The sequence below is a fragment of the Microbacterium sp. TNHR37B genome (assembly GCF_001620065.1).
Lineage (GTDB): Bacteria > Actinomycetota > Actinomycetes > Actinomycetales > Microbacteriaceae > Microbacterium.
The window spans coordinates 154,060-174,951 of sequence record NZ_LQGV01000004.1 but is presented as its reverse complement, the minus strand read 5'-3'; the positions used below and the strand labels follow the sequence as shown (position 1 = coordinate 174,951).

Sequence of the window (20,892 nt, the reverse complement as noted above, 5' to 3'; positions counted from 1 at the left end):
AGTCCCCTACTGCTTGACGCTTCCCGCGCTCAGCCCCGACTGCCAGAACCGCTGCAGCAGGAGGAACGCGATCACGATCGGGACGATCGTGAGAAGTGCTCCCGTGACCACGAGGTTGAAGATCGGGTCGGATCCGACCCCCGTCGCCTGCTGGTTCCACAGCTGCAGACCGATCGTCAGCGGGAACAGGTCGGGGTCGTTGAGCATGATCAACGGGAGGAAGTAGTTGTTCCAGGTGGCCACGATCGCGAACATCGCGACGGTGACGATCCCGGGGGCGAGGAGCTTGATGGAGATCGTGAAGAAGGTGCGCAGCTCCCCCGCTCCGTCCACACGCGCCGCCTCGAGGAGCTCGGTGGGGACGGAGTCGACCGCGTAGACCCAGATGAGGTACAGCCCGAAGGGCGAGATGAGGGAGGGGATGATGATCGCCCAGATGGTGTTGGTGAGGCCCATCTGGCTGAACATGAGGAAGGTCGGCACGGCGAGGGCGGTGCCCGGGACGGCGATCGCCCCGAGGACGACCGCGAAGATCGCCTTCTTGCCGGGGAACGTGAACTTCGCCAGTCCGTATCCGGCCAGAGTCGCCAGGATCGTCGCTCCGCCCGCACCGGCCACGACGTAGAGCAGGGTGTTGCCGAGCCAGCGGACGAAGATGCCGTCGTTGTAGGTGAGGGTCTGGGCGACGTTGTCGAAGAACGCGAAGGGGCCCGAGAACCACAGGCCGAACGAGCCGATGAGGGCGTTCTGCGTCTTGGTGGAGCTGATGATGAGCCAGGCCAGCGGCAGGAATGAGTAGACGAGGAAGAGGCTCATCACGATCGTCAGCGTGAGCGACTTGCGCGGGTTGTCCACCGTGCCGCCGGAGCGGTCGAGGCGGCGAGCCGCGCGGCGCGACGGGCGGCGCTTCGCGGCGGGGGCAGTGGTGACGGCGGCGGTGGTGGTCATCGCAGCTCCTGACGGTTGCCGCGCAACTGCACGACGTAGGCGATCACGGCGGTGACGACGCCCATGACGATCGCGACGGTGGCGGCGTAGTTGACCTGCTGGCCGAAGAAGCTGAGGTTGTACGCGTACATGTTGGGCGTGAAGTACGTCGTGATGATGCTCTGGGCGAGCGGACGCAGGATGTTGGGCTCGTTGAAGAGCTGGAAGCTGCCGATGATGGAGAAGATCGTGGCGATGACGATGGCTCCGCGCAGCGCCGGGAGCTTGATGCTCCACATGATCCGGAACTGGCCGGCGCCGTCGAGGGCGGCCGCCTCGTAGATGTCACCCGGGATCGACCGCAGCGCCGAGTAGAAGATGAGCATGTTGTAGCCCACGAACTCCCACGTGACGATGTTCCCGATGGCCACGAGGATCCACTGCTGCGTGAACGGGGTGACGAGGTCGAAGCCGAGGAAGTCGTTGATGTTCCCCGCGAGTCCCATGCGCTCGGAGTACATGAACCCCCACATGAGCACGGCGACGACGCCGGGGACCGCGTAGGGAAGGAACAGTCCGATGCGGAACAGGGACGATCCGGCCAGTCGCCGCGAGTCGATCGCGAGGGCCGCGACGAGGGCGAGGGCGAGCATGATCGGCACCTGCACGGCGAGGAACAGCGAGACCCGCAGAGCCCCTTCGAGGAACTTCGGGTCGGTGAAGGCCTGCAGGTAGTTGTCGATCCCGACGAACGAGTTGCCGCCCACCAGCTTGTTGCGGAACAGGCTGAGGTAGATCGAGTAGGCGACCGGCGCGAGGAAGGTCAGCGCGAAGACGATGAGGAAGGGGGCGACGAAGCCGAGCCCCGCCCACTGACGGGTGGTGGTGCGCATGCCGCGCCGGCGCCGCGACTTCTCGCGGGGCGCTGCGGCGGCAGCGGGCGGCGGTGCCGCGGGAGCGATGGTCGACATCCTCGTCTGCGTCCTCTTCGTCGTGGTCGGGGTGTGGGCGGCCGTGCCGCACGGTTCGCGATGTTTACGTCAACATCGACTGCGGCGAGAGTAGCATGTTGACGTCAACATCTGTCAACCCCCGACCTGCCCGAAGGCATAGAGTGACCTTGATGACCCTCGCGAACGATCACCCGAGGTCCGTCTCGCTGCGCGAGGTGGCGCAGCGCGCCGGCGTGTCGGGGCAGACGGTGTCGCGGGTCGCCAACAACGTGCCGAACGTCGCCGACGCCACCCGGCGGAAGGTCCTCGCGGCCATGGACGAGCTCGGCTACCGGCCGAACGTCGCGGCGCGCGCCCTTCGCCGGGGCGCCTTCGGATCGATCGGCGTCGTGGTGTTCAGCCTCGGGATGCTCGGCAACATCCGCACGCTCGCGGGTCTCGGGGCCGAGGCCGCCCGGCGGGACTACGCGCTCGAGCTGATCCAGGTCGAGCCGACGATCGGCGACCTCACCGCGGAGGTCCCGGTGACCACCGCGCTGTCTCGGCTCAGCCAGGACGCGGTCGACGGGATCATCGTGGTGATCGAGTCACACCTGATCTCCCGCACGTCGCTCCGGTTCCCCGAGGGCATCCCGCACGTGATCGTCGCCTCCGGCGCGCGCGCCGACCGTCCGTCCGTCAACGCCGATCAGGCGCAGGGTACCGAGCAGGCCGTCCGGCACCTGCTCGAGCTCGGGCACCCCACGGTGTGGCACGTCGCCGGGCCCGCCGAGTCCAACTCCGCCCGCGAGCGCGCCGAGACCTGGCGCGACGTGCTGCGCGCGGAGGGGCGCGCCGTCCACGAGCCGATCTACGGCGACTGGACCGCCGACGCCGGATACCGCGCCGGGATGCAGCTGGCCGAGGTCCCGGAGGCGACCGCGATCTTCGTGGGGAACGATCAGATGGCCCTCGGCGCCATGCGCGCGCTGCACGAGCGCGGACTCCGTGTGCCGGAGGACGTCAGCATCGTCGGGTTCGACGACATGCACGAGGCCGCGCACTTCTGGCCCCCGCTGACGACCGTGCACCAGAACTTCGAAGACGCGGGCTCCCTGGCGGTGTCACTCGTCGTCGAGCAGATCGAGGGGCGGACGCTCGAACCGGGCGTGCGCAAGATCGGCACGCATCTCGTCGTGCGCTCCTCCACCGCCGCGTATCGAGGTCCGCACGCCGCTCCGGCGCCCGCGACGGTGCCGCAGAGCCCATCGCTTTCCCATCCGGCCACCCCCGCGGCGGCCACGAACGTCCAGGAGGACTCATGAGCTGGCTCGTCACCGGTGGCGCCGGATACATCGGAGCGCACGTCGTGCGAGCCCTGGCCGAAGCGGGGCTCGATCCCGTCGTCGTCGACGACCTCTCCAGCGGCCGGGAGGGCTTCGTTCCCGCCGGAGTGCCGTTCGTGCGCGGGTCGATCCTCGACCACGGCCTCCTCGTCGAGACGATGCGCGCCCACGCCGTGCGGGGCGTCATCCACGTCGCGGGATTCAAGTACGCGGGCGTCTCGGTGCAGCGGCCCCTGCACACGTATGAGCAGAACGTCGAGGGCACTCGCGTCGTGCTCGCCGCGATGGCGGAGCACGGCGCGTCCCGGATCGTCTTCTCCTCCAGCGCCGCCGTGTACGGCACCCCCGATGTCGAGCTCGTCACGGAAGACCTGCCCAAGGCCCCCGCCTCGCCCTACGGCGAGTCCAAGCTCATCGGCGAATGGCTGCTGCGCGATCAGGCCCGTGCGACGGCGGATTCCGATGCGCCGCTGCGTCACACGTCGTTGCGCTACTTCAACGTCGTCGGCTCGAGCGACCCGTCGGTCTACGACACGAGCCCGCACAACCTCTTCCCGCTCGTGTTCGAGGCGCTCATCGAGGGGCGGACCCCCAAGATCTTCGGCGACGATTACGGCACTCCCGACGGCACGAACGTCCGCGACTACGTCCACGTGGGCGACATCGCCGCCGCCCACGTCGTCGCCGCCCAGCGCCTGGAGGCCGGGGAACCGGTGGAACCGGCGTACAACCTCGGCTCGCAGAACGGCCTGTCGGTGCGGCAGATCATGGATGCGATGGCGCGTGTGACCGGCATCGACTTCACCCCCGAGGTCGCCCCTCGCCGGCCCGGCGACCCCGACCGCATCGTCGCGACGGGCGAGCTCGCCGCGCGCGACCTGCAGTGGCAGAACCGGTACTCCGTCGACGAGATGGTCCGCTCCGGCTGGGACGCCCGCCGCGCCGCCTCCTGACCCCGCCCGCCCGTACCGGTGAGAGCACATGCTCTCACCGAGCGCACATCCGACTCGCGCCCATAAGGTGTGCGCTCGACGTGAGCATGTGCTCTCGGGAGAGGGCAGGGACGGGAGGCCGGGAGGCCGGACGGGTCAGGCCGAGGCGCGACGGATGAGCCGGGTGGGCAGCACCACGTGCTGCGGGTCGGCACCGTCGATCGATGCGACGAGCGCCTCGACGGCGGCCTCGCCGAGCGCGTCGAAGTCCTGCCGGACGGTGGTGAGCGGGGGAAGGAACTCCGCCGCATCGGCCACGTCGTCGAAGCCGATCACGTGCACGTCGGATCCCACCGAGCGTCCGGCCTCCGACAGGGCACGGATCAGCCCGAGCGCCATCTGGTCGTTCGCCGCGAAGACGGCCGTCACGGCGGGATCGGTCGCCCAGGCCGCTCCGGCGGCGTACCCGGAGGCGGCGCTCCAGTCGCCACGGGCCACCTCCGGGCGTGCGACTCCGGCATCGGCGAGCGCCTCCACCCAGCCGCGCTGACGCTCCGCGGCGGCGAACGAGGTCTCCGGGCCCGCCAGGTGGTGCACGCGTGCGTGCCCGCGGGACAGGAGATGCGAGGTCGCGGCGGCGGCTCCGCCGGCGTGGTCGGACTGGACGGTCGCGAAGGGCGCGGGAAGCGGGGAGTCGACCGCGACGATCTTCATACCGTGGGGCGCCTCCGACCCGCGTGCGATCGCGGTGGCTTCGTTGACGACGATGGCCCCGTCGACTCCCTGCTCCTGCAGATGGGCGAACGCATCGTCGATCGCGGCACGGTCGGAGAGCTTGACGACCGTCAGCCCGTACCCCCGCGCGGACGCGGAACCGGCGACCCCCTCCAGCATGCGGGAGTTGCCGACGGTGGCGAGGGTGGCCACGACGACGCCGATCGTGTGGAAGCGTCCGGTGCGCAGCGCCCGCGCGGTGCGGTTGACCTGGTACCCGAGACTCGCCATCGCCTCCTCGACGCGGCGGCGCGTGTCGGGGTCGACGCGAGCGCTGGCGTTGACGACGCGCGAGACGGTCTGGGCGGAGACCCCGGCCGCGGCGGCGACATCGCCCATCGATACTCGTCGGTGCATCGGTTCGCCTCCTGGCGGTCCGGAACGCCGTCGCTCTCGCATGCAGAACTCCGGCAATTCATGTCGTGTTGACGATAACACGCGATCTCGCTACCGTGTTATCGTGAACATGCCGGAGTTGCGCACAGACACCCCGCCCGCCGAGCCCCTCGGAGCCGGCGTGGTGAAGCGCCGCACGCACCTTGCCGACGGCCGCGAGCTCATCTACTACGACGACCCCGGCACCACCCTCGGCGCCGAGCGCGCCGTCGACGCCCGCGAGCTCGATCCACGTCCGGCGACGGCCACGATGCGCCAGGACATCCTCACCGGCGACTGGGTGTCGGTGGCCGCAGCCCGCCAGAACCGTGCCTTCCTCCCTCCCGCGGAGCTCGACCCCCTCGCCCCGCAGAGCCCGACCAATCCGTCCGAGATCCCCGCGATGTACGACGTCGCGGTGTTCGAGAACAAGTCGCCCTCCTTCGGTCCCGCCCTCGCCGAGGCGACCGGCGATGCCCCCGAGGCCGCCGATCCTCCCCGCGGCCTCGATGACCTCGCGTTCCTCGGTCTCGGTCGGACGCGGACGAGCGTCGGTCGCTGCGAAGTGGTGTGCTTCTCCCCCGAGCACTCGGGATCGTTCGGCAGTCTCTCGGCCACGCGTGCCCGCACCGTCATCGAGGCGTGGGCCGATCGCACGGCCGCGCTGTCGGCGCTGCCCGGCGTGCAGCAGGTCTTCCCGTTCGAGAACCGCGGCGAGGCGATCGGAGTGACGCTGCACCACCCGCACGGTCAGATCTACTCCTACCCGTACATCACGCCGCGGACGACCCGGTTGCTCGACTCGATCGACCGGACGAGCCCCGACCTGTTCGACCGCATCCTCGCCTTCGAGCAGGCCGGCCCGCGCGTGCTCCTGCGCGGCGAGCACTGGACCGCCTTCGTCCCGTTCGCTGCGCGCTGGCCGATCGAGATCCACCTGATGCCCCACCGGCAGGTCGCCGACTTCGCAGAACTGGATGCGGCCGAACGCGACGAGCTGGCGCCGCTGTATCTCCGGCTCCTCCGAGGCGTGGATGCCCTGTACGAATCGCCCACCCCGTACATCGCCGCGTGGCACCAGGCTCCCGTCCACGTCGGACGCGACACCGTGCGCCTGCACCTCCAGCTCACGAGCCCCCGCCGAGCCGCCGACAAGCTGAAGTTCCTCGCCGGCTCGGAGTCCGCCATGGGCGCCTGGATCGGCGACGTCCCGCCCGAGACGGCCGCCGAACGCCTCCGCACCGCTATCGAAGGAATCGACCTGTGACCGCCGCCGACACCGCCCTCTCCCTTCTCCGGACCCTCACCGACGCACCCGCGGCGGGCACCTGGTCGGCCCCCGGACGGGTCAACCTGATCGGCGAGCACACCGACTACAACGACGGATTCGTCTTCCCCTTCGCGATCGAGCACCGCACGCACCTCGCGCTCGCACCCCGCGACGACCGCCGGATCCGCGTCGTGTCGAGCTTCGACCCCACGCCCGTCGAGGTCGAGCTGTCCGCCCTGTCCGAGCTCTTCCCCGCTCGCCGCGACGAGATCATCGAGTGGGCCCGCTACCCCCTCGGCGTCGCGTGGGCGCTCCTGGAGAGCGCGCGGGAGACCGGCACCGCCGTCGTGGGCGTCGATCTCGCGATCGCCTCCGACGTTCCGGTGGGGGCGGGACTGTCGTCCTCCGCCGCGATCGAAGGCGCGACCGCCGTCGCCCTCGACGAGGTGTGGGGGCTCGGGCTCGACCGTGTCGCCCTGGCTCGGGTGGGCCGCCGCGCCGAGAACGACGCGGTGGGAGCACCCACCGGGATCATGGACCAGATGGCGTCGATGCTCGGCGAGCCCGATGCCGGGGTCTTTCTCGACTGCCGCTCGCTGGACACCGAGATCGTGCACCTCGGCTTCTCCGACGCGGGTCTGGACCTGCTCGTCATGGACACTCGCGTCACCCACGCGCACTCGACGGGCGGCTACGGCGAGCGCCGGGCCGCATGCGAGCGCGGCGCGGAGATCATGGGTGTGCGGGCGCTCCGCGACCTCGCCGTCACCGACCTCCCGCGCGCCAAGACGCTGATGGACGACGTCACCTTCCGCCGCGTGCGCCACGTGGTCACCGAGAACCAGCGGGTCCTGGACGCCGTGGCCTCCCTGCGCGCGCAGGGTCCGCGCTCGATCGGAGGCCTGCTCGATGCCTCCCACGTCTCCATGCGCGACGACTTCGAGATCTCGGTGCCCGAGCTGGATCTCGCCGTCGACACGGCCCGCAACGCCGGCGCGATCGGCGCGCGGATGACGGGAGGCGGCTTCGGCGGCGCCGCGATCGCGCTCGTGGCTCACGAGCTGGTTCCGCACGTCACCGCGGTCGTCGAGCGCGCGTTCGCCGAGGCGGGGTACGCCGCGCCGCACGTGTTCACGGTGCGTCCTTCGTCCGGCGCCGCCCGCGACGCCGCCCGCGCGACCGCCTCGTGAACAACGACTGACCGAGGGGTATCACCCTCTGGCGTCTCTCGCGGCGGGGTCGTAGCGTCGTGAACGGGCGCGGCGACCGTCGCGCGCGGAAGGAGCCATCGTGGCGTACATCACCGTCGGCACCGAGAACTCGGCCGACATCGAGCTCTTCTACACCGATCAGGGAACCGGGCAGCCGGTCGTCCTCATCCACGGATTCCCCCTGGACGGCGAATCCTGGGGCAAGCAGCAGGCGGCGCTCCTGGATGCCGGCTACCGCGTCATCGCGTACGACCGGCGCGGATTCGGCGCCTCCACGAAGGCGGGGTCGGGGTACGACTACGACACCTTCGCGGCCGACCTCCACGCTCTGATCGAAGACCTCGATCTCGACGACGCGATCCTCGTCGGGTTCTCGATGGGCACGGGAGAGATCGCCCGCTACCTGTCGCGGTACGGCGCGTCGCGCATCGCCAAGGTCGCCTTCCTGGGTTCCCTCGAGCCGTTCCTGCTCATCACCGACGACAACCCCGACGGCGCGGGCCCGCAGGAGTTCTTCGACGGCATCGCGGCCTCGGTGCGGGAGGACCGGCACGCCTTCCTCACGGGATTCTTCCGCGACTTCTACAACCTCGACGACAACCTCGGCTCGCGGATCTCGCAGGAGGCGCTGGATGCCTCGGTGGCCACGGCCCGGCGCGCCGGCAACACCGCGATCGCCGCCGCGCCGCTGACCTGGCCCACCGACTTCCGCGGCGACCTGTCCGCGATCACGGTGCCCGCGCTGATCCTCCACGGCACGGCGGACAACATCCTCCCCATCGACAAGACGGGGCGGAAGTTCACCGAGCTCGTCCCGGAGGCCACCTACGTCGAGATCGAGGGAGCGCCCCACGGGCTCCTGTGGACCCACGGCGCCGAGGTCAACGAGGCGTTGCTGGCCTTCCTGAACGGGTGACGGCGGCGCGGACACGCTCCCGGCCAGGGCGGGTACGGCGCCGGGCCGCAGGGCTGGCGGTGGTCGGGGCGGCCGCCGTGCTCGTCACCGAGGCGTGGTCGTGGCGGGCATCCCGGCAGGACTACCCGGAGCGACCCGAGTCGGGACCGCCGGGCGGCGAGGACGTCGTGCTCGTGCTCGGCTTCCCTCCCCGGCGTGACGGGGCTCCCGGGATCCTGCAGCGCTGGCGTACCCGCATCGCCCTCCGCTCCGCACCGCCGGGGGCGCTCTTCGTGTTCACCGGGGCCGCCGTGCGCAGCGACGTGCCCGAGGCCGACGTGATGGCCGACCTCGCGCGCGGTCACGGGATCCCCGACGACCGGATCGTGCGCGAGCGCACCGCGACGACGACGCGGGAGAACCTGGCGCGGTCGTTGCCGTGGCTGGAGACAGCCCGCACGATCCGGATCGCGAGCAACACCTTCCACGCGCGCCGCGCGCGCCGTCATCTGCGGGAGAGGCACCCCGGGCTGTTCGTGCGACTGCGGCCCACCCGGGACTTCCGTCCGTTCGAGGTCGGTCCGTTCCGGCCTCTCTTCACCGCCTACGACGCGATCGCCGCCGCGATCGCGGGGCGACGCGATCGGGAGGCGATGCCGGGCGCGAGCGCACCCGAGGCGCCTCGCTAACATGAGGACATGCTGCCCGACCCGACGGAGCACGCCGCATGAGCTCCACCCAGATCCCCCTCGATCCCGCCACCGTCGAGGCGCTGTGCCGCGACCTCGATCTCGCGGAGGTCGGCGCCGCGTTCGAGGGCGGGACCTTCGCCGTGGTCCACGCGGCGACGGCCCGCGACGGCCGCGCTGCCGTCCTCAAGGTCGGCCCTCCCGCCGACGTCCCCCTCCTCACCTACGAGAGCGACCTCATCGCCGCCGAGTTCGACTTCTACGCCCGCACGGCGACCGTTCTCCCCGTGCCGGAGGCCCTCGCCCAGACCGTCGCCGACGGCCGGCCGGCGTTCGCGATGACGCTCGTCCCCGGCGAGTCGCTCGTATCGATCGAGCTTCCCGACGCCGAGCGCGCGCAGGTGCGCCGGCAGCTGGGACGACTCGTGGGACGCATGCGCGCGGTGACGGGCACCACGTTCGGCTACCAGCGATCGCACAATCTCCTCCGCGCCGACACGTGGCGGGATGCGTTCGGCCTCATGTGGCGCGCCCTCCTCGCCGACGCCGCGATCTGGAACGTGGACCTCCCCGCCGCCGAGATCCTCGGACTGTGCGAGCGCGCCGCGCCCCTGCTCGATGCCGTGCAGACGCCGGTGCTCGTGCATTTCGACCTGTGGGACGGCAACGTGCTCATCACGCGCGATGCCTCGGGGCCGAGGATCGAAGGGCTCATCGACGGCGAGCGCGCGTTCTGGGGCGACCCGCTCGCAGAGCTCGTCTCGACGAGCCTGTTCGCCGATCCGGCCGCCGATCTCCCCTTCTTGGAGGGATACGCGGAGACCGCGGCCGAGCCGCTGTCGTTCACCCCCGACGTCTGCGCGCGCCTCGCGCTCTATCAGGCGTATCTGTCCGCGATCATGCTCGTCGAGGCGGTGCCGCGCGGGCGCAGCGACGACCGGGACGGTGAGCAGTTCCTGCGGACGGCGTTGCTCGCGCAACTCGCGACGGCCGACACCTCCCTCAGCACTCTGGGGCTCTGACCCGGCGCGAGCGCGTCAGACGACGACGGCGTGCGGCATCCGGCGCCGCATCACGGCGATGGCCTCCGGGTTGCTGTCCACCAGGACGGCCTCGCGTCCGAGTGCCGAGGCGACCGCACCGGTCGTCCCGCTTCCGGCGAACAGGTCGAGCACGCGATCGCCCGGGCGGCTCGAGGCCTGGACGATCCGGCGCAGGATCCCCTCGGGCTTCTGGGTCGGGTAGCCCGTCTTCTCCCGTCCGCTCGTGGGGACGATGGTGTGCCACCACACGTCGGTCGGGAGCTTTCCGCGGGCCGCCTTCTCGGGGGTGACCAGGCCCGGAGCCATGTACGGCTCGCGATCGACGGCGTCGGAGTCGAACCAGTACGCCGAGGGGTCCTTCACGTAGACGAGGATCGTGTCGTGTTTGGTCGGCCAGCGCCGGCGGCTCTTGGCGCCGTAGTCGTAGGCCCAGATCAGCTCGTTGAGAAAGCAGTCGCGGCCGAACAGGTCGTCGAGCATCACTTTGACGTAGTGCGCCTCGCGGTAGTCGAGGTGCACGTAGAGCGTGCCGTCGGCGGCGAGGAGGCGGTGGGCCTCTCGCAACCGCGGTGCGAGGAACTCCCGGTAGTCGTCGAACCGGTCGACGTACTCGCGCCGCTCACCGAACGTGCGGACGTAGCTCGTGCCGCGGAAGCCCGCCTTGACCGGCCCGGTCGCGGCGGTCGCGGCCGGCCGCTGTTCATCTCTCCGGAGATCGGCGGCGTCACCGGCACCCGAAGCCCGGATCTCCGGGGCCCCCGCACCCGAGGGGCCCCGGATCTCCGGAGCAGTGAACGCGTCACGGACGGCACTCTCGACGGCCTTGCCCTGCGTGCGGCCGGTGTTGAAGGGCGGATCCAGGTAGATCAGGGTGAACGAGGCGTCGGGAAGGTGAGCGGCGATCTCGAGGTTGTCGCCGTGCCGGATCTCGACGGCTCCCGGTGCGGCCTCATTCACGGAACGCGGTGCAGCCACGCGTCGGTGGCGAACTTCGACTCCACGAGGGCCTCGGCCTCGGCGTACTCGTCGGCGGTGATCGTGCCCGGTTCGGCGCCGTAGAGGGTCGAGAAAGTCTCGATGAAGCGCTCGATGATCGCCTCGCGCGGGAGCCCGGTCTGGCGACGCAGAGGGTCGACGCGCTTGGCCGCCGAGACGGTGCCCTTGTCGCTCAGCTTCTCGCGGCCGATGCGGAGCACGTCGGTGAGCACGTCGCCGTCCATGTCGTAGGAGAGGGTGGCGTGGTGGAGCACCCCGCCGTTGGCGAGGCGCTTCTGGGCGGCGCCGCCGATCTTCCCCTGCGGCGAGGCGATGTCGTTGAGCGGCTGGTAGACGGCGTCGATCCCGAGCGACCGCAGCGCGTGGAGCACCCAGTCGTCGAGGAACGCGTAGGAATCGGCGAAGGTCATCCCCGCCACGAGGGAGGCCGGCACGTAGAGCGAGTAGGTGACGATGGAGCCCGCCCCCATGAGCATCGCCCCGCCGCCGGAGATCCGGCGGACGACGTCGAAGCCGTGGCGGGCCGCACCCTCGGGATCGACCTCGTTGCGATACGACTGGAACGAGCCGATCACGACGGCCGACTCGTCCCACTCCCAGATGCGGAGCGTGGGTGTCCGACGACCGTCGCCGACGCGTGCGGTGAGCACTTCGTCGAGGGCGAGGTTCATCCGCGGCGAGACCGCCGGGTCGTGGACGACCTGCCAGTCGAAGTCGCTCCATCCGGGCGCGACCACGAGCGCGCGCCGGACGGCGGTACCGACCGCTTCCGGTGTGAAGCCCAGCAGCTGGGCGCCGTCGGGGAGGGCCGCGCGTACGGCGGCCGCGATCGTGGCGACGTCGGACTCCACGGGGAGGCCCGTGACGGCGCGATCGATGTCGAGCAGCGCATCGTCGGGTTCGAGGAAGAAGTCCCCGGCGAGGTGGAAGTCGGCGATACGGCCGTCTCGCACCTCGAGGTCGACGACCACGAGCTTTCCCCCGGGAACCTTGTACTCACCGTGCACGCCTCCAGCCTACGACCCGCCGCCCGCCGGGGCTCGGGCCGGACTCGGGACGGACGCGTGCACTTCTTGTGCTCGGCGCGTGCCCTGGGTGCGCCCGGCTTGCGCCCGGCGCATCCACAACGGCGGACCGCCGCCCCGACACGCCGCGCCACCCCTCCCCGGCCACGGCGTGTCGACCGCTGCATCCGCCGTTGTGTCGGCTGCGCGGACGGAAGAACGCGCGAGCACCGACCGCGCGGGTCAGTCGCGGGAAGGGACGTGTGCGTCGAGCCAGGCGAGGAGATCGGCACGGACCTCGGCCTGCATCGTCTCGTTGAAGATCTCGTGCCGAGCGCCCGGGTACACGAGGGTCGTCACATCGGTGAGGCGCGAGCGGGTGCGGTAGGCGTCGGCGAGGCGGTGGACGCTGCGCGGACCGCCCACGGTGTCGAGCTGGCCGACCATCAAGAGGATCGGGACGTCACGCCCCAGGTCCTTGCGGGGACGGCCGAACAGGCGCGCGGCCTCGATCGGACCGAACAGCCGCAGCAGCGGGGTCGAGGTCGTGAGCGGGTCGGCGAGGAACGCCGTGCCCACGTCGGGATCGCTCGCGAGCCACTCGGTGCCGTTGGCTCCGGCACCCCGCCAGGGCTTGTTGAGGTCCCCGGAGTTGAGAGACCCGGGCCACCGCAGGGCCGACCCCGACAGCACCACGGCGTCGTAGGCCTCGGGAGTGCGGTCGAGCAGCATCTGCGCGAGGAACGAGCCCCACGAGTGTCCGATGAGGATGAGGGGAAGGCCGGGGTTCTCGTCGCGGATGATCCCGGTCAGCTGCGCGCAGGCGGCGACCGCGGCACGCAGCCCGCCCGGGCCGAGGCGTCCGAGTCGCGTGGCGTCGCCGCCGTGCTGGGCCATACCGGTGCGCCCGTGACCGCGATGGTCGTCGGCGTAGACCGTGAATCCGGCGGCGGCGAGCGCCTCGGTCAGCGCGGTGTAACGGCCGGCGTGCTCGCCGACGCCGTGGAGAAGCTGCACCACACCGCGTGGCGTCGCCGTAGCCGGGGTCACGTCGAAGGAGATGTCGATGCCGTATGCGTCGGTGAAGGTGCGCTCGGTAGCCGCCATGTCGCGAGTCTAGGGCTGCCTCCCTCGCTCGCTCGGCAGACGGTGACCTCTCGCCAATACACACTTTGCTAGATAAGCTAGCGATTCATGAGGGATCTGACATCGCGGCGATGGTTCGGACTGGTCTTCATCAGCCTCGCCGTCGCACTCATCATCGTCGACTCGACCATCGTCAACGTCGCCATCCCCGCCGTCGTCGATGACCTCGGGATCACCTCCACCGAGGTGCAATGGGTGCAGGAGGCCTACACACTCGTCTTCGCCTCCCTGCTGCTGTTGTTCGGAAGTCTCGGCGACCGCTTCGGCCGCCGCCGGATGCTGCTGATCGGCGTCGGCCTGTTCGCGCTCGCCTCGGTACTGGCCGCACTCGCCCCCACCGGCGGGCTCCTCATCGGCGCGCGCCTCGTGCAGGGAGTCGGCGGCGCGATGATGCTCCCCACCACCCTCTCCCTCCTCAACGCCACCTTTCGTGGGCGGGAACGCGGCATCGCGTTCGCCGTCTGGGGATCCACGATCGGCGGCATGGCGGCGGTCGGGCCCCTCCTCGGCGGTTGGCTGACGACGGCGTTCTCCTGGCGATGGGCGTTCGGCATCAACGTCCCGCTCGGCGTCATCATCGTGGTGGGCGTTCTCTGGGCGGTGGCGGAATCGAAGGAACCGGGCTACGGCCGCGTCGACGTCGTCGCCTCCGCCCTGTCGGTGATCCTCTTCGGCACCCTCGTCTTCGGGCTCATCGAGGGTCGCACCTACGGATGGTGGCTCACACAGAAGGAGCCGCAGTTCGGCTCGTGGACCTGGACGTGGACGCTCTCGCCCGTGCCGATCGCGTTCGCGATCTCGGCGATCGCGCTGGCCGCGTTCCTGGCCTGGACCCTCGCGCGGCGCCGACGCGGCCGCTCGACTCTCCTCGATCTGTCCCTCTTCCGCATCGCCACGTTCCGCACCGGAAACCTCGCCGCGCTCGTGGTCGCCCTCGGCGAGTTCGGGCTCATCCTCGCCCTGCCGCTGTGGCTGCAGTTCGTGCTCGGCTTCGATGCGCTCCAGACCGGGCTCGTGCTCCTCGCGCTGGCGGGAGGCTCCTTCGTGGCGAGCGGGATCGCGGGAGCCCTCAGCGGCAAGGTCTCCCCCGTCGCGGTGGTGCGGGCGGGTCTTCTCGCAGAGATCGTGGGAATCGTCGCGGTGGCCGCCGTGATCGGTCCGGACACCGCATGGGGCCTGCTGCTTCCGGGGCTCTTCGTCTACGGCGTCGGCGTGGGGCTGGCGACGGCCCAGCTGACCGGCGTGATCCTCCAGGACGTGCCCGTGTCGCAGTCCGGCCAGGGATCCGGCACCCAGTCGACCGCTCGGCAGGTGGGCTCGGCGCTGGGCATCGCCATCCTCGGCACCGTGCTTTTCACCACGACGGCGGGCACGCTCGGCGCCGCGCTCGACGACCAGGGCGTGCCCGCCGCGCAGCGCGACGGCATCGTCAGTGCCGTCGTCGACAGCGCGGGCGCGGCGATCTCGGGACTGGAACAGAACCCCGCGACGGCCGAAGCGGCCACCGCGGCGCGCGAGGCGTTCTCCGAGGGGACCCGCTGGTCGGCCTTCACGGCGGCCGGGTTCGTCGCGGTGGGCCTGGCGGCCACCGCGGGGCTCGGGCGACGCCGACGCGACGCGACGGACGCGGCGACCGCAACGCCCGGAGGAGCGAGCACCCCCGGGCCCGGCGCGACGGAGGTCAGTCGATCCTGAGGGCGTTGTCCCGCGCCACTCCACCCAGCCACGCCAGGCTCGGCTTCGGACGGCGGACGAAGGTCTCCCGCTCCCAGGCGATGAGCCCGAACGTCGGCGTGTAGGAGCCCCACTCGTAGTTGTCGAGCAGCGACCAGTGCAGGTAGCCGATGAGCGGCAGGCCCGCCGTCATCTCCGCGTGGAGAGCGCGGAGCGCGTCGCGGGTGTAGTCGATGCGCCGGGCGTCATCGGCGGTGGCGATGCCGTTCTCCGACACGTAGACCGGGAGCCCCGTCACGTCGTGCGCGAGACGCGCGGCCTCGGCGATCGCGGGCGGGTAGTACTCCCAGCCCGTGAGGGTCTGTTCGACGTCGTCCGGAGCGGGGAGCGGTCCGTCCTTCGTGACGCGCGTGCGAGTGTAAGCCTGCACCCCGACGAAGTCGTCGCCGCGGGATGCCTCCAGGAACACGGTCTCCCGAGGGTAGGCATACGCGCGCAGCACCTCTTCGGCGCCCGGGTCGGCGAAGAACTGCTGCGGAGCGACGGGCCACCCCACCGGACGGCCGGTGGTCCGCACGAGCTCGACCGCGCGCCGGTGCGCCGCGATCACGTGCTCGGTGACCACGGGATCGGGCTCGGGAAGGGCGCCCGCCTGGATCTGCTGATTCCCCTTCCCCGCGAAGATCATCGCGAGGATGTTCGGCTCGTTGATCGTGAACACGTGCGACGCGGCGTGCAGGAGCGGCAGCACGATCTCGACGAACCGGACGAAGCGGTCGACCGATGCGGGGTGGCGCCATCCGCCGTCGACGGCGAACCACTGCGGCGTCGTGAAGTGGTAGATCGTGATCGCCGGATCGACGCCGAGCTCGAGGCAGCAGTCGATGACGCGACGATAGTGGTCGAGGGCGGCATGGGAGACCATGCCCTCGGCGGGCTCGATCCGCGACCACTCCAGCGAGAAGCGGTAGGTGTTCAGGCCCGACGCCGCCAGCAGCGAGATGTCCTCGCGATAGCGGTGGTAGCTGTCGGCGGCGTCTCCCGAGGGCTCTGCCAGCGGCGAGTCGGCGGCCACTTCGCGCGGCCACCAGTCGCTGTTGACGTTTCCGCCCTCGATCTGGTGTCCGGCGGTGGCTGCTCCCCAGGCGAAGCCGTCGGGGAAGGCGAGAGTCGTCATCGATCGTCCTTGTCTGGGCTCACTTGAGCCCGGTCATGGTGATCCCTTGCACGAAGTAGCGCTGCAGGAAGAGGAACAGGATGAGGATGGGGGTCACCACCAGCACCGACCCGGCCATGAGGAGGCCGTAGTAGGTGCCGTTGGACCCCACGGAGTAGAGCGAGAGGGCCACCGGAAGGGTGTACATCGACTCGGTCTGGGCCACCACGAGTGGCCAGAGGAAGTTGTTCCACGAGCTCAGGAAGGTGAGGATTGCAAGCGTCGCGATCGCCGGACCGCACTGCGGCAGCACCACGCGGAGGAAGATGCGGAACTCGCCTGCTCCGTCGATCCGCGCCGCCTCGAGCAGGGCATCGGGCACGCCCATGATGAACTGCCGCATGAGGAAGACGCCGAGCGGGCCCGCCAGGAACGGCAGGATGAGGGCCGGATAGGTGTTCACGAGCCCCATGTTCGCGACGAGGACGAACATCGGCACGAGCGTGACGACGCCGGGCACCATGAGGGTCAGGAGCACGAGGGCGAACAGCACCTTCTTGCCGGGGAACTCGAGCTTGGCGAGCGCGTAGGCGACCATCGAGCAGAACACGATGTTGCCCGCGACGACCACGAGAGCGACGACGACCGAGTTCAGGAGGAACTGTCCGTAGTCGAGCTGTGTGAGCCAGCGCGAGTAGTTGTCCAGCGTCGCCTGTTCGGGCCACCACGTGATGGGCCGCTGCAGCAGCTCGCCCTGCGTCTTGACACTGCCGAGCAGCATCCAGAGGAACGGCATGAGGGTGAGGATGAGCCCGATCGTCAGCGCGAGATAGGTCGCACCGCGCGACCACGAGACGGGTCGGCGACGACGCGACGGACGGGCATCGACGCGGGCGGGCGTGACGGGCGGGGTGATCGTGGCCATGTCAGGTGTCCTTCGATCGCAGCAGACGGAACTGCACGGCCGAGAGCGCCGCGATGAACGCGAACAGCACATAGGCGGCGGCCGAGGCCAGCGAGTAGTCGCCGTAGCCGAACTGGTTGTAGACGTAGTAGCTGATGGTCAGGGTGGAGTTCAGGGGACCCCCCTGGGTCATCACGAACGGCTCCTCGAATACCTGCAGGAAGCCGACCGAGAGCAGCACGGCACCGAGCAGCAGCGTCGGCCGCATGAGCGGCAGCGTCATCCCGGTGAAGCGGCGCCAGGCGCCTGCGCCATCGACCTCGGCCGCCTCGTAGACGTCGCGAGGGATCGCCTGCAGCCCGGCGAGGAAGATGATCATGAGCGTGCCCATGTTCCGCCAGGCCCCCATCGCGATGATCGACGGCATCGCCCACACGGGATCGTTGAGCCAGTCCGGACCGTTGATGCCCACCCAGGACAGCACGGTGTTCAGCAGCCCCGAATCCTGCAGGATGAACCGCCACACCACCGCGACCGCGACGATCGAGGTGACCACGGGGGTGTAGAAGCCCACGCGAAAGACACCGCGGAAGCGCTCGATGCCGGAGTTGAGCGCCACGGCCAGCAGGAGCCCGAGGGCCATCGTCAGCGGGATGCCGACACCGACGAAGAAGAAGGTGTTGAGGATGGACTTGAGGAACAGCTCGTCCTGGAAGAGCGCGGCGAAGTTGTCGAAAGCGATGAAGTTCACCGCGAACGGAGAGCGCAGGTCCCGCACCCCGAGGTCGGTGAACGACATCGCGAACGAGCCGAGGAGCGGCCCGAGCATGAACACCGCGAAGATCACGAGGAACGGGAGGGCGAACACCCACGCGACGATCGCCGTGCGGCGTCGCTGGCCCGCCATCCCGCCCCGCGCGCGGGAGCCCGGAGAGCGGTCCCCGGCGGGGCGTCCGGCACCTGCCGAACGCCCCGCGGTGGCCACCGACATGATTACCAGCCCGTCCCGAGAGACTCGGCCTTCGCCTCGATGGCGGAGGCAGCGGCGTCGGCGCTCGAGCCGTTGGCGACCTTCTCGGCCTCGGTCTCGATGAAGGCCGACATCTCGTCCCAGCTGGGCACGGACGGCGGGGCGACCGTGTTCTCCAACTGGTCGTTCAGCACGGAGATGCGCGCATCGGAGGTGTACGGCTCGGCGTCGAGCACGGAGGTGACCGCCGGGAGGTCGCTCGTGAGGTCGAACCACGCCTTCTGCGTGTCGGCCTGCGAGAGCCATTTGATGAACTTCCACGCGCCGTCGGCGTTCTTCGCGTCGGCGAAGACGCCGAGGTGGCCGCCGCCGAGGTACGAGTCGTTGTTGGCGGCGCCGGCGGGCACCGGGACCGTCGCGACGTTCTGGGCGACCCAGTCGGCGTCCTTCATGTCGGCCAGCACCGACACCATCCACGGCCCCGAGATGAAAGCGGGGTTGGATCCGTCGGTGAACGCGGCGGTCTGCGAGTCGCCGTAGCCGGAGAGCGGCGCGAGGCCGTCGGTGAAGAACGACGCGTAGTACTCGAGCGCCGAGACGAGCGCGTCGTGGTCCCATGCGTAGGCATCTCCGGCGCTGTTGAGCACCTCGCCGCCGGCCTGGGCGTAGAAGGGCAGGATCACCTGCGTGGAGTCCTCCGCGTCGCCCATCGGCAATTGGATGCCGTGCGCGGCCCCCGCGTCGGTGAAGCCCTTCGCGAAGTCGGTGAGCTCCTCCCACGACGTGGGTGCCGACAGGCCCGCCTTCTCCGCCAGGTCGCTTCGGTAGTAGAGCACGCGGGTCTCCACGTACCACGGGACGGCGTAGGACGCGCCGTCCACCTGAGTCGACTCCGCGGCGGTCGGGTTGAGGGTGGACTCATCGACCACGCCGTCGGGGACGGGCGCGAGTCCCCCCGCCGCGACCATCGAGGGCAGGAGCGACGACCCGATCATGATCGCGTCGGGGACGGTGCCGGCCGCCACCGCGGTCTGGTACTTCGTCATGACGTCCGCCCACGGGATTGTCGTCACCGTGATCTTGGCGTCGGGGTTGGCCTTGGTGAAGGACTCGGAGAAGTCGCCGAGGTTCTCCCCCTCCTCACCCATCGCCCAGATCGTGATCTCGCCGGTGGCGGGGCCGTCATCCAGCGCCTGAGCCGACGGGGCATCGGAACCGGTGGGGGCGTCGTCGGCGCGACCGCAGCCGGCGAGCGCGAGCACCCCGACCATGCCGAGCGCTCCGAGCGCGACCACCCTGCGTGTCTTCTTCATGGAGTCCTCCTCATCGAGATCGAGGGCGGCGTCATGAGCCCTCGACGGTGATCCAAACAAACCTAGCGACTGCTCGCTTAGTTTGTTCACCATAGACTGAGCACGCCAGCACGCGCAAGGGAGACAGCCATGGCCGACGATCGCCCACGGACCGACGCGACACCGACGAACTCCGCAGACGCGGCGCCAACCTCCACCCCCCGCCCCGACCTGCGGCGAGTCCGGGGCGACGCGCGACGCGAACGGATCCTCTCCACGGCCGTCGAGGTGTTCGGCGAGCAGGGCTACCGCGGCACGTCCGTCCGCGAGGTCGCGCGCCGGGTCGGCATCTCCGACGCGGGTCTGCTCCACCACTTCGGCTCCAAGACCGCGCTCCTGGCCGCCACGATCGCCGAGCGCGACGAACGCGATCGGGTGCGTCGTGAGGAGTCGGAGTCTGCGGGCACGTCATTCGTCGACACCATGCGCGAGCAGGTAGCCCGCAACGCCGACTCCCCCGGGCTGGTGGCCCTGCACGTCGTCCTCTCCGCCGAGGCGACCGATCCGCAGCATCCCGCCCACGACTCGTTCCGCGAGCGATATCAGCATCTGCGGCATCAGGACGACGCCGCGTTCCGCCGGCTGCAGGAGGACGGCGACCTGCGCACCGACCTCGACCCGCGCCGGGTCGGCCAGCTCGTCACCGCCATGATGGACGGCCTGCAGCTGCAATGGCTGCTGGACCCGGACGAGGTCGACATGGTGGGCCTGTTCGAGGATTTCCTCCACCTCCTCGGGATCCCGGCTCATCCCACGCCGCCGGGCGCCCGATCCGCGGCACCGGACGACGGGACGCCGTCCAGGTAATTAGCAAGACTAATGAGCTATGCTAAGTAATTGCATGAGCTCGACAGACACCTCCCCCGATCCCACCGTCCACCACGCCCTCGCCTCCGACTTCCGGATGGCCACCTTCCGCCTCGCGCGCCGACTGCGTTCGCAGCGGGCGATCGACAGCATGAGCGACGGCCAGTTCGCCGTGCTCGCGGCGCTCAAGGTGCACGGTCCGCACACGCTCAGCGAGCTCGCCGAGCGCGAGCGGGTGTCGGCGCCGTCGATGAACCGGACCGTGAACTGCCTGGAGGAGTCGGGATACCTCACGCGCACGGCCGCCGACGACGACCGCCGCAAGGTGCGGATCGCCTTGACCCCTGACGGCCTCGCCGTCGTGGAGGAGACGACCCGCCGACGCGACTCCTGGTTGGAGCATTCGCTCGACGAGCTCACCGACGCCGAGCGCGTCACCCTCTCCGCGGCGGCCGAGATCATGCGGAAGGTGGCCGACCGATGAGCGCC

General features: G+C 70.3%; 20 protein-coding genes. 10 read left to right on the top strand and 10 right to left on the bottom strand.

What is annotated here, in order from left to right:
- Positions 1–6: 6 nt before the first annotated feature.
- On the bottom strand, positions 7–948 hold the full coding sequence (locus AVP41_RS15045; protein WP_067166495.1) for a carbohydrate ABC transporter permease: 942 nt from the start codon (positions 946–948) through the stop codon (positions 7–9).
- Positions 945–1,898, bottom strand: coding sequence for a carbohydrate ABC transporter permease (locus AVP41_RS15040; RefSeq protein WP_082829286.1), 954 nt, complete (start codon positions 1,896–1,898; stop codon positions 945–947). Before AVP41_RS15040 ends, AVP41_RS15045 begins: the two co-directional genes overlap by 4 nt.
- A gap of 152 nt (positions 1,899–2,050) precedes the next feature.
- Between AVP41_RS15040 and AVP41_RS15035 the strand changes: the two genes are divergently transcribed.
- Both AVP41_RS15035 and galE read left to right on the top strand, forming a co-directional pair.
- The gene (locus AVP41_RS15035; protein WP_082829285.1) at positions 2,051–3,184 is read left to right on the top strand and encodes a LacI family DNA-binding transcriptional regulator; all 1,134 of its coding nucleotides are present in this window, start codon (positions 2,051–2,053) and stop codon (positions 3,182–3,184) included.
- Complete coding sequence (gene galE, locus AVP41_RS15030; protein WP_067166491.1) at positions 3,181–4,158, top strand: UDP-glucose 4-epimerase GalE; 978 nt, start codon at positions 3,181–3,183, stop codon at positions 4,156–4,158. The genes AVP41_RS15035 and galE overlap by 4 nt, the downstream gene beginning before the upstream one ends.
- Positions 4,159–4,293: 135 nt before the next feature.
- On the opposite strand, the gene AVP41_RS15025 is transcribed toward galE, so the two are convergent.
- Positions 4,294–5,268, bottom strand: coding sequence for a LacI family DNA-binding transcriptional regulator (locus tag AVP41_RS15025; RefSeq protein WP_231902788.1), 975 nt, complete (start codon positions 5,266–5,268; stop codon positions 4,294–4,296).
- A 109-nt stretch (positions 5,269–5,377) separates the two neighbouring features.
- On the opposite strand from AVP41_RS15025, the gene galT reads away from it, so the two are divergent.
- The 5 genes from galT to AVP41_RS15000 all read left to right on the top strand — a co-directional run bounded on the left by galT (position 5,378) and on the right by AVP41_RS15000 (position 10,373).
- A complete protein-coding gene (gene galT, locus AVP41_RS15020) occupies positions 5,378–6,553 on the top strand; it encodes a galactose-1-phosphate uridylyltransferase (protein ID WP_067166485.1) in 1,176 nt (391 codons plus the stop codon).
- Positions 6,550–7,746 carry a galactokinase gene (gene galK / locus AVP41_RS15015; RefSeq protein WP_067166481.1) on the top strand — a complete coding sequence of 399 codons (1,197 nt, stop codon included), beginning with the start codon at positions 6,550–6,552 and terminating at the stop codon, positions 7,744–7,746. The genes galT and galK overlap by 4 nt, the downstream gene beginning before the upstream one ends.
- A gap of 100 nt (positions 7,747–7,846) precedes the next feature.
- Positions 7,847–8,683, top strand: coding sequence for an alpha/beta fold hydrolase (locus tag AVP41_RS15010; RefSeq protein ID WP_067166477.1), 837 nt, complete (start codon positions 7,847–7,849; stop codon positions 8,681–8,683).
- Positions 8,684–8,742: 59 nt separating this feature from the next.
- Positions 8,743–9,351, top strand: a complete 609-nt coding sequence (locus tag AVP41_RS15005) for a YdcF family protein (protein WP_067166474.1) — start codon at positions 8,743–8,745, stop codon at positions 9,349–9,351.
- 38 nt (positions 9,352–9,389) lie between these two features.
- Positions 9,390–10,373, top strand: coding sequence for a phosphotransferase family protein (locus AVP41_RS15000; RefSeq protein ID WP_067166469.1), 984 nt, complete (start codon positions 9,390–9,392; stop codon positions 10,371–10,373).
- 15 nt (positions 10,374–10,388) lie between these two features.
- On the opposite strand, the gene AVP41_RS14995 is transcribed toward AVP41_RS15000, so the two are convergent.
- The 3 genes from AVP41_RS14995 to AVP41_RS14985 all read right to left on the bottom strand — a co-directional run bounded on the left by AVP41_RS14995 (position 10,389) and on the right by AVP41_RS14985 (position 13,501).
- Complete coding sequence (locus tag AVP41_RS14995) at positions 10,389–11,351, bottom strand: DNA-methyltransferase (RefSeq protein ID WP_231902787.1); 963 nt, start codon at positions 11,349–11,351, stop codon at positions 10,389–10,391.
- Positions 11,348–12,397: a lipoate--protein ligase family protein gene (locus AVP41_RS14990; protein ID WP_067166462.1), complete on the bottom strand. Its 1,050-nt coding sequence runs from the start codon at positions 12,395–12,397 to the stop codon at positions 11,348–11,350. The genes AVP41_RS14995 and AVP41_RS14990 overlap by 4 nt, the downstream gene beginning before the upstream one ends.
- 240 nt (positions 12,398–12,637) lie before the next feature.
- The gene (locus AVP41_RS14985; protein ID WP_067166459.1) at positions 12,638–13,501 is read right to left on the bottom strand and encodes an alpha/beta hydrolase; all 864 of its coding nucleotides are present in this window, start codon (positions 13,499–13,501) and stop codon (positions 12,638–12,640) included.
- A gap of 87 nt (positions 13,502–13,588) precedes the next feature.
- Between AVP41_RS14985 and AVP41_RS14980 the strand changes: the two genes are divergently transcribed.
- Positions 13,589–15,235 (top strand): DHA2 family efflux MFS transporter permease subunit, encoded by a 1,647-nt coding sequence (locus AVP41_RS14980; protein WP_067166455.1) that lies wholly within the window; start codon positions 13,589–13,591, stop codon positions 15,233–15,235.
- On the opposite strand, the gene AVP41_RS14975 is transcribed toward AVP41_RS14980, so the two are convergent.
- Genes AVP41_RS14975 through AVP41_RS14960 form a run of 4 tightly spaced genes read right to left on the bottom strand, consistent with a single transcriptional unit; the run spans position 15,222 to position 19,557 of the window.
- A complete protein-coding gene (locus AVP41_RS14975) occupies positions 15,222–16,391 on the bottom strand; it encodes a glycoside hydrolase family 1 protein (RefSeq protein WP_067166453.1) in 1,170 nt (389 codons plus the stop codon). The two genes, AVP41_RS14980 and AVP41_RS14975, sit on opposite strands and share 14 nt — an antisense overlap.
- Positions 16,392–16,410: 19 nt before the next feature.
- Entirely contained in the window at positions 16,411–17,295 is an 885-nt protein-coding gene (locus tag AVP41_RS14970) for a carbohydrate ABC transporter permease (RefSeq protein WP_067166450.1), read from the bottom strand.
- Position 17,296: 1 nt separating this feature from the next.
- Positions 17,297–18,265, bottom strand: a complete 969-nt coding sequence (locus AVP41_RS14965) for a carbohydrate ABC transporter permease (protein WP_067166446.1) — start codon at positions 18,263–18,265, stop codon at positions 17,297–17,299.
- 2 nt (positions 18,266–18,267) lie between these two features.
- Positions 18,268–19,557, bottom strand: coding sequence for a sugar ABC transporter substrate-binding protein (locus AVP41_RS14960; RefSeq protein ID WP_067166442.1), 1,290 nt, complete (start codon positions 19,555–19,557; stop codon positions 18,268–18,270).
- A gap of 129 nt (positions 19,558–19,686) precedes the next feature.
- Between AVP41_RS14960 and AVP41_RS14955 the strand changes: the two genes are divergently transcribed.
- Positions 19,687–20,403, top strand: coding sequence for a TetR/AcrR family transcriptional regulator (locus AVP41_RS14955; RefSeq protein WP_067166439.1), 717 nt, complete (start codon positions 19,687–19,689; stop codon positions 20,401–20,403).
- A gap of 34 nt (positions 20,404–20,437) precedes the next feature.
- Entirely contained in the window at positions 20,438–20,887 is a 450-nt protein-coding gene (locus AVP41_RS14950; protein ID WP_067166435.1) for a MarR family winged helix-turn-helix transcriptional regulator, read from the top strand.
- The last annotated feature ends 5 nt before the right edge of the window (positions 20,888–20,892 follow it).

Coding starts and splice junctions, on each gene's coding strand:
- AVP41_RS15045 (WP_067166495.1), bottom strand. CDS start 948: ATGACCACCACCGCCGCCGTCACCACTGCCCCCGCCGCGAAGCGCCGC.
- AVP41_RS15040 (WP_082829286.1), bottom strand. CDS start 1,898: ATGTCGACCATCGCTCCCGCGGCACCGCCGCCCGCTGCCGCCGCAGCG.
- AVP41_RS15035 (WP_082829285.1), top strand. CDS start 2,051: ATGACCCTCGCGAACGATCACCCGAGGTCCGTCTCGCTGCGCGAGGTG.
- galE (WP_067166491.1), top strand. CDS start 3,181: ATGAGCTGGCTCGTCACCGGTGGCGCCGGATACATCGGAGCGCACGTC.
- AVP41_RS15025 (WP_231902788.1), bottom strand. CDS start 5,268: ATGCACCGACGAGTATCGATGGGCGATGTCGCCGCCGCGGCCGGGGTC.
- galT (WP_067166485.1), top strand. CDS start 5,378: ATGCCGGAGTTGCGCACAGACACCCCGCCCGCCGAGCCCCTCGGAGCC.
- AVP41_RS15000 (WP_067166469.1), top strand. CDS start 9,390: ATGAGCTCCACCCAGATCCCCCTCGATCCCGCCACCGTCGAGGCGCTG.
- AVP41_RS14985 (WP_067166459.1), bottom strand. CDS start 13,501: ATGGCGGCTACCGAGCGCACCTTCACCGACGCATACGGCATCGACATC.
- AVP41_RS14980 (WP_067166455.1), top strand. CDS start 13,589: ATGAGGGATCTGACATCGCGGCGATGGTTCGGACTGGTCTTCATCAGC.
- AVP41_RS14975 (WP_067166453.1), bottom strand. CDS start 16,391: ATGACGACTCTCGCCTTCCCCGACGGCTTCGCCTGGGGAGCAGCCACC.
- AVP41_RS14970 (WP_067166450.1), bottom strand. CDS start 17,295: ATGGCCACGATCACCCCGCCCGTCACGCCCGCCCGCGTCGATGCCCGT.
- AVP41_RS14965 (WP_067166446.1), bottom strand. CDS start 18,265: ATGTCGGTGGCCACCGCGGGGCGTTCGGCAGGTGCCGGACGCCCCGCC.
- AVP41_RS14960 (WP_067166442.1), bottom strand. CDS start 19,557: ATGAAGAAGACACGCAGGGTGGTCGCGCTCGGAGCGCTCGGCATGGTC.
- AVP41_RS14955 (WP_067166439.1), top strand. CDS start 19,687: ATGGCCGACGATCGCCCACGGACCGACGCGACACCGACGAACTCCGCA.
- AVP41_RS14950 (WP_067166435.1), top strand. CDS start 20,438: ATGAGCTCGACAGACACCTCCCCCGATCCCACCGTCCACCACGCCCTC.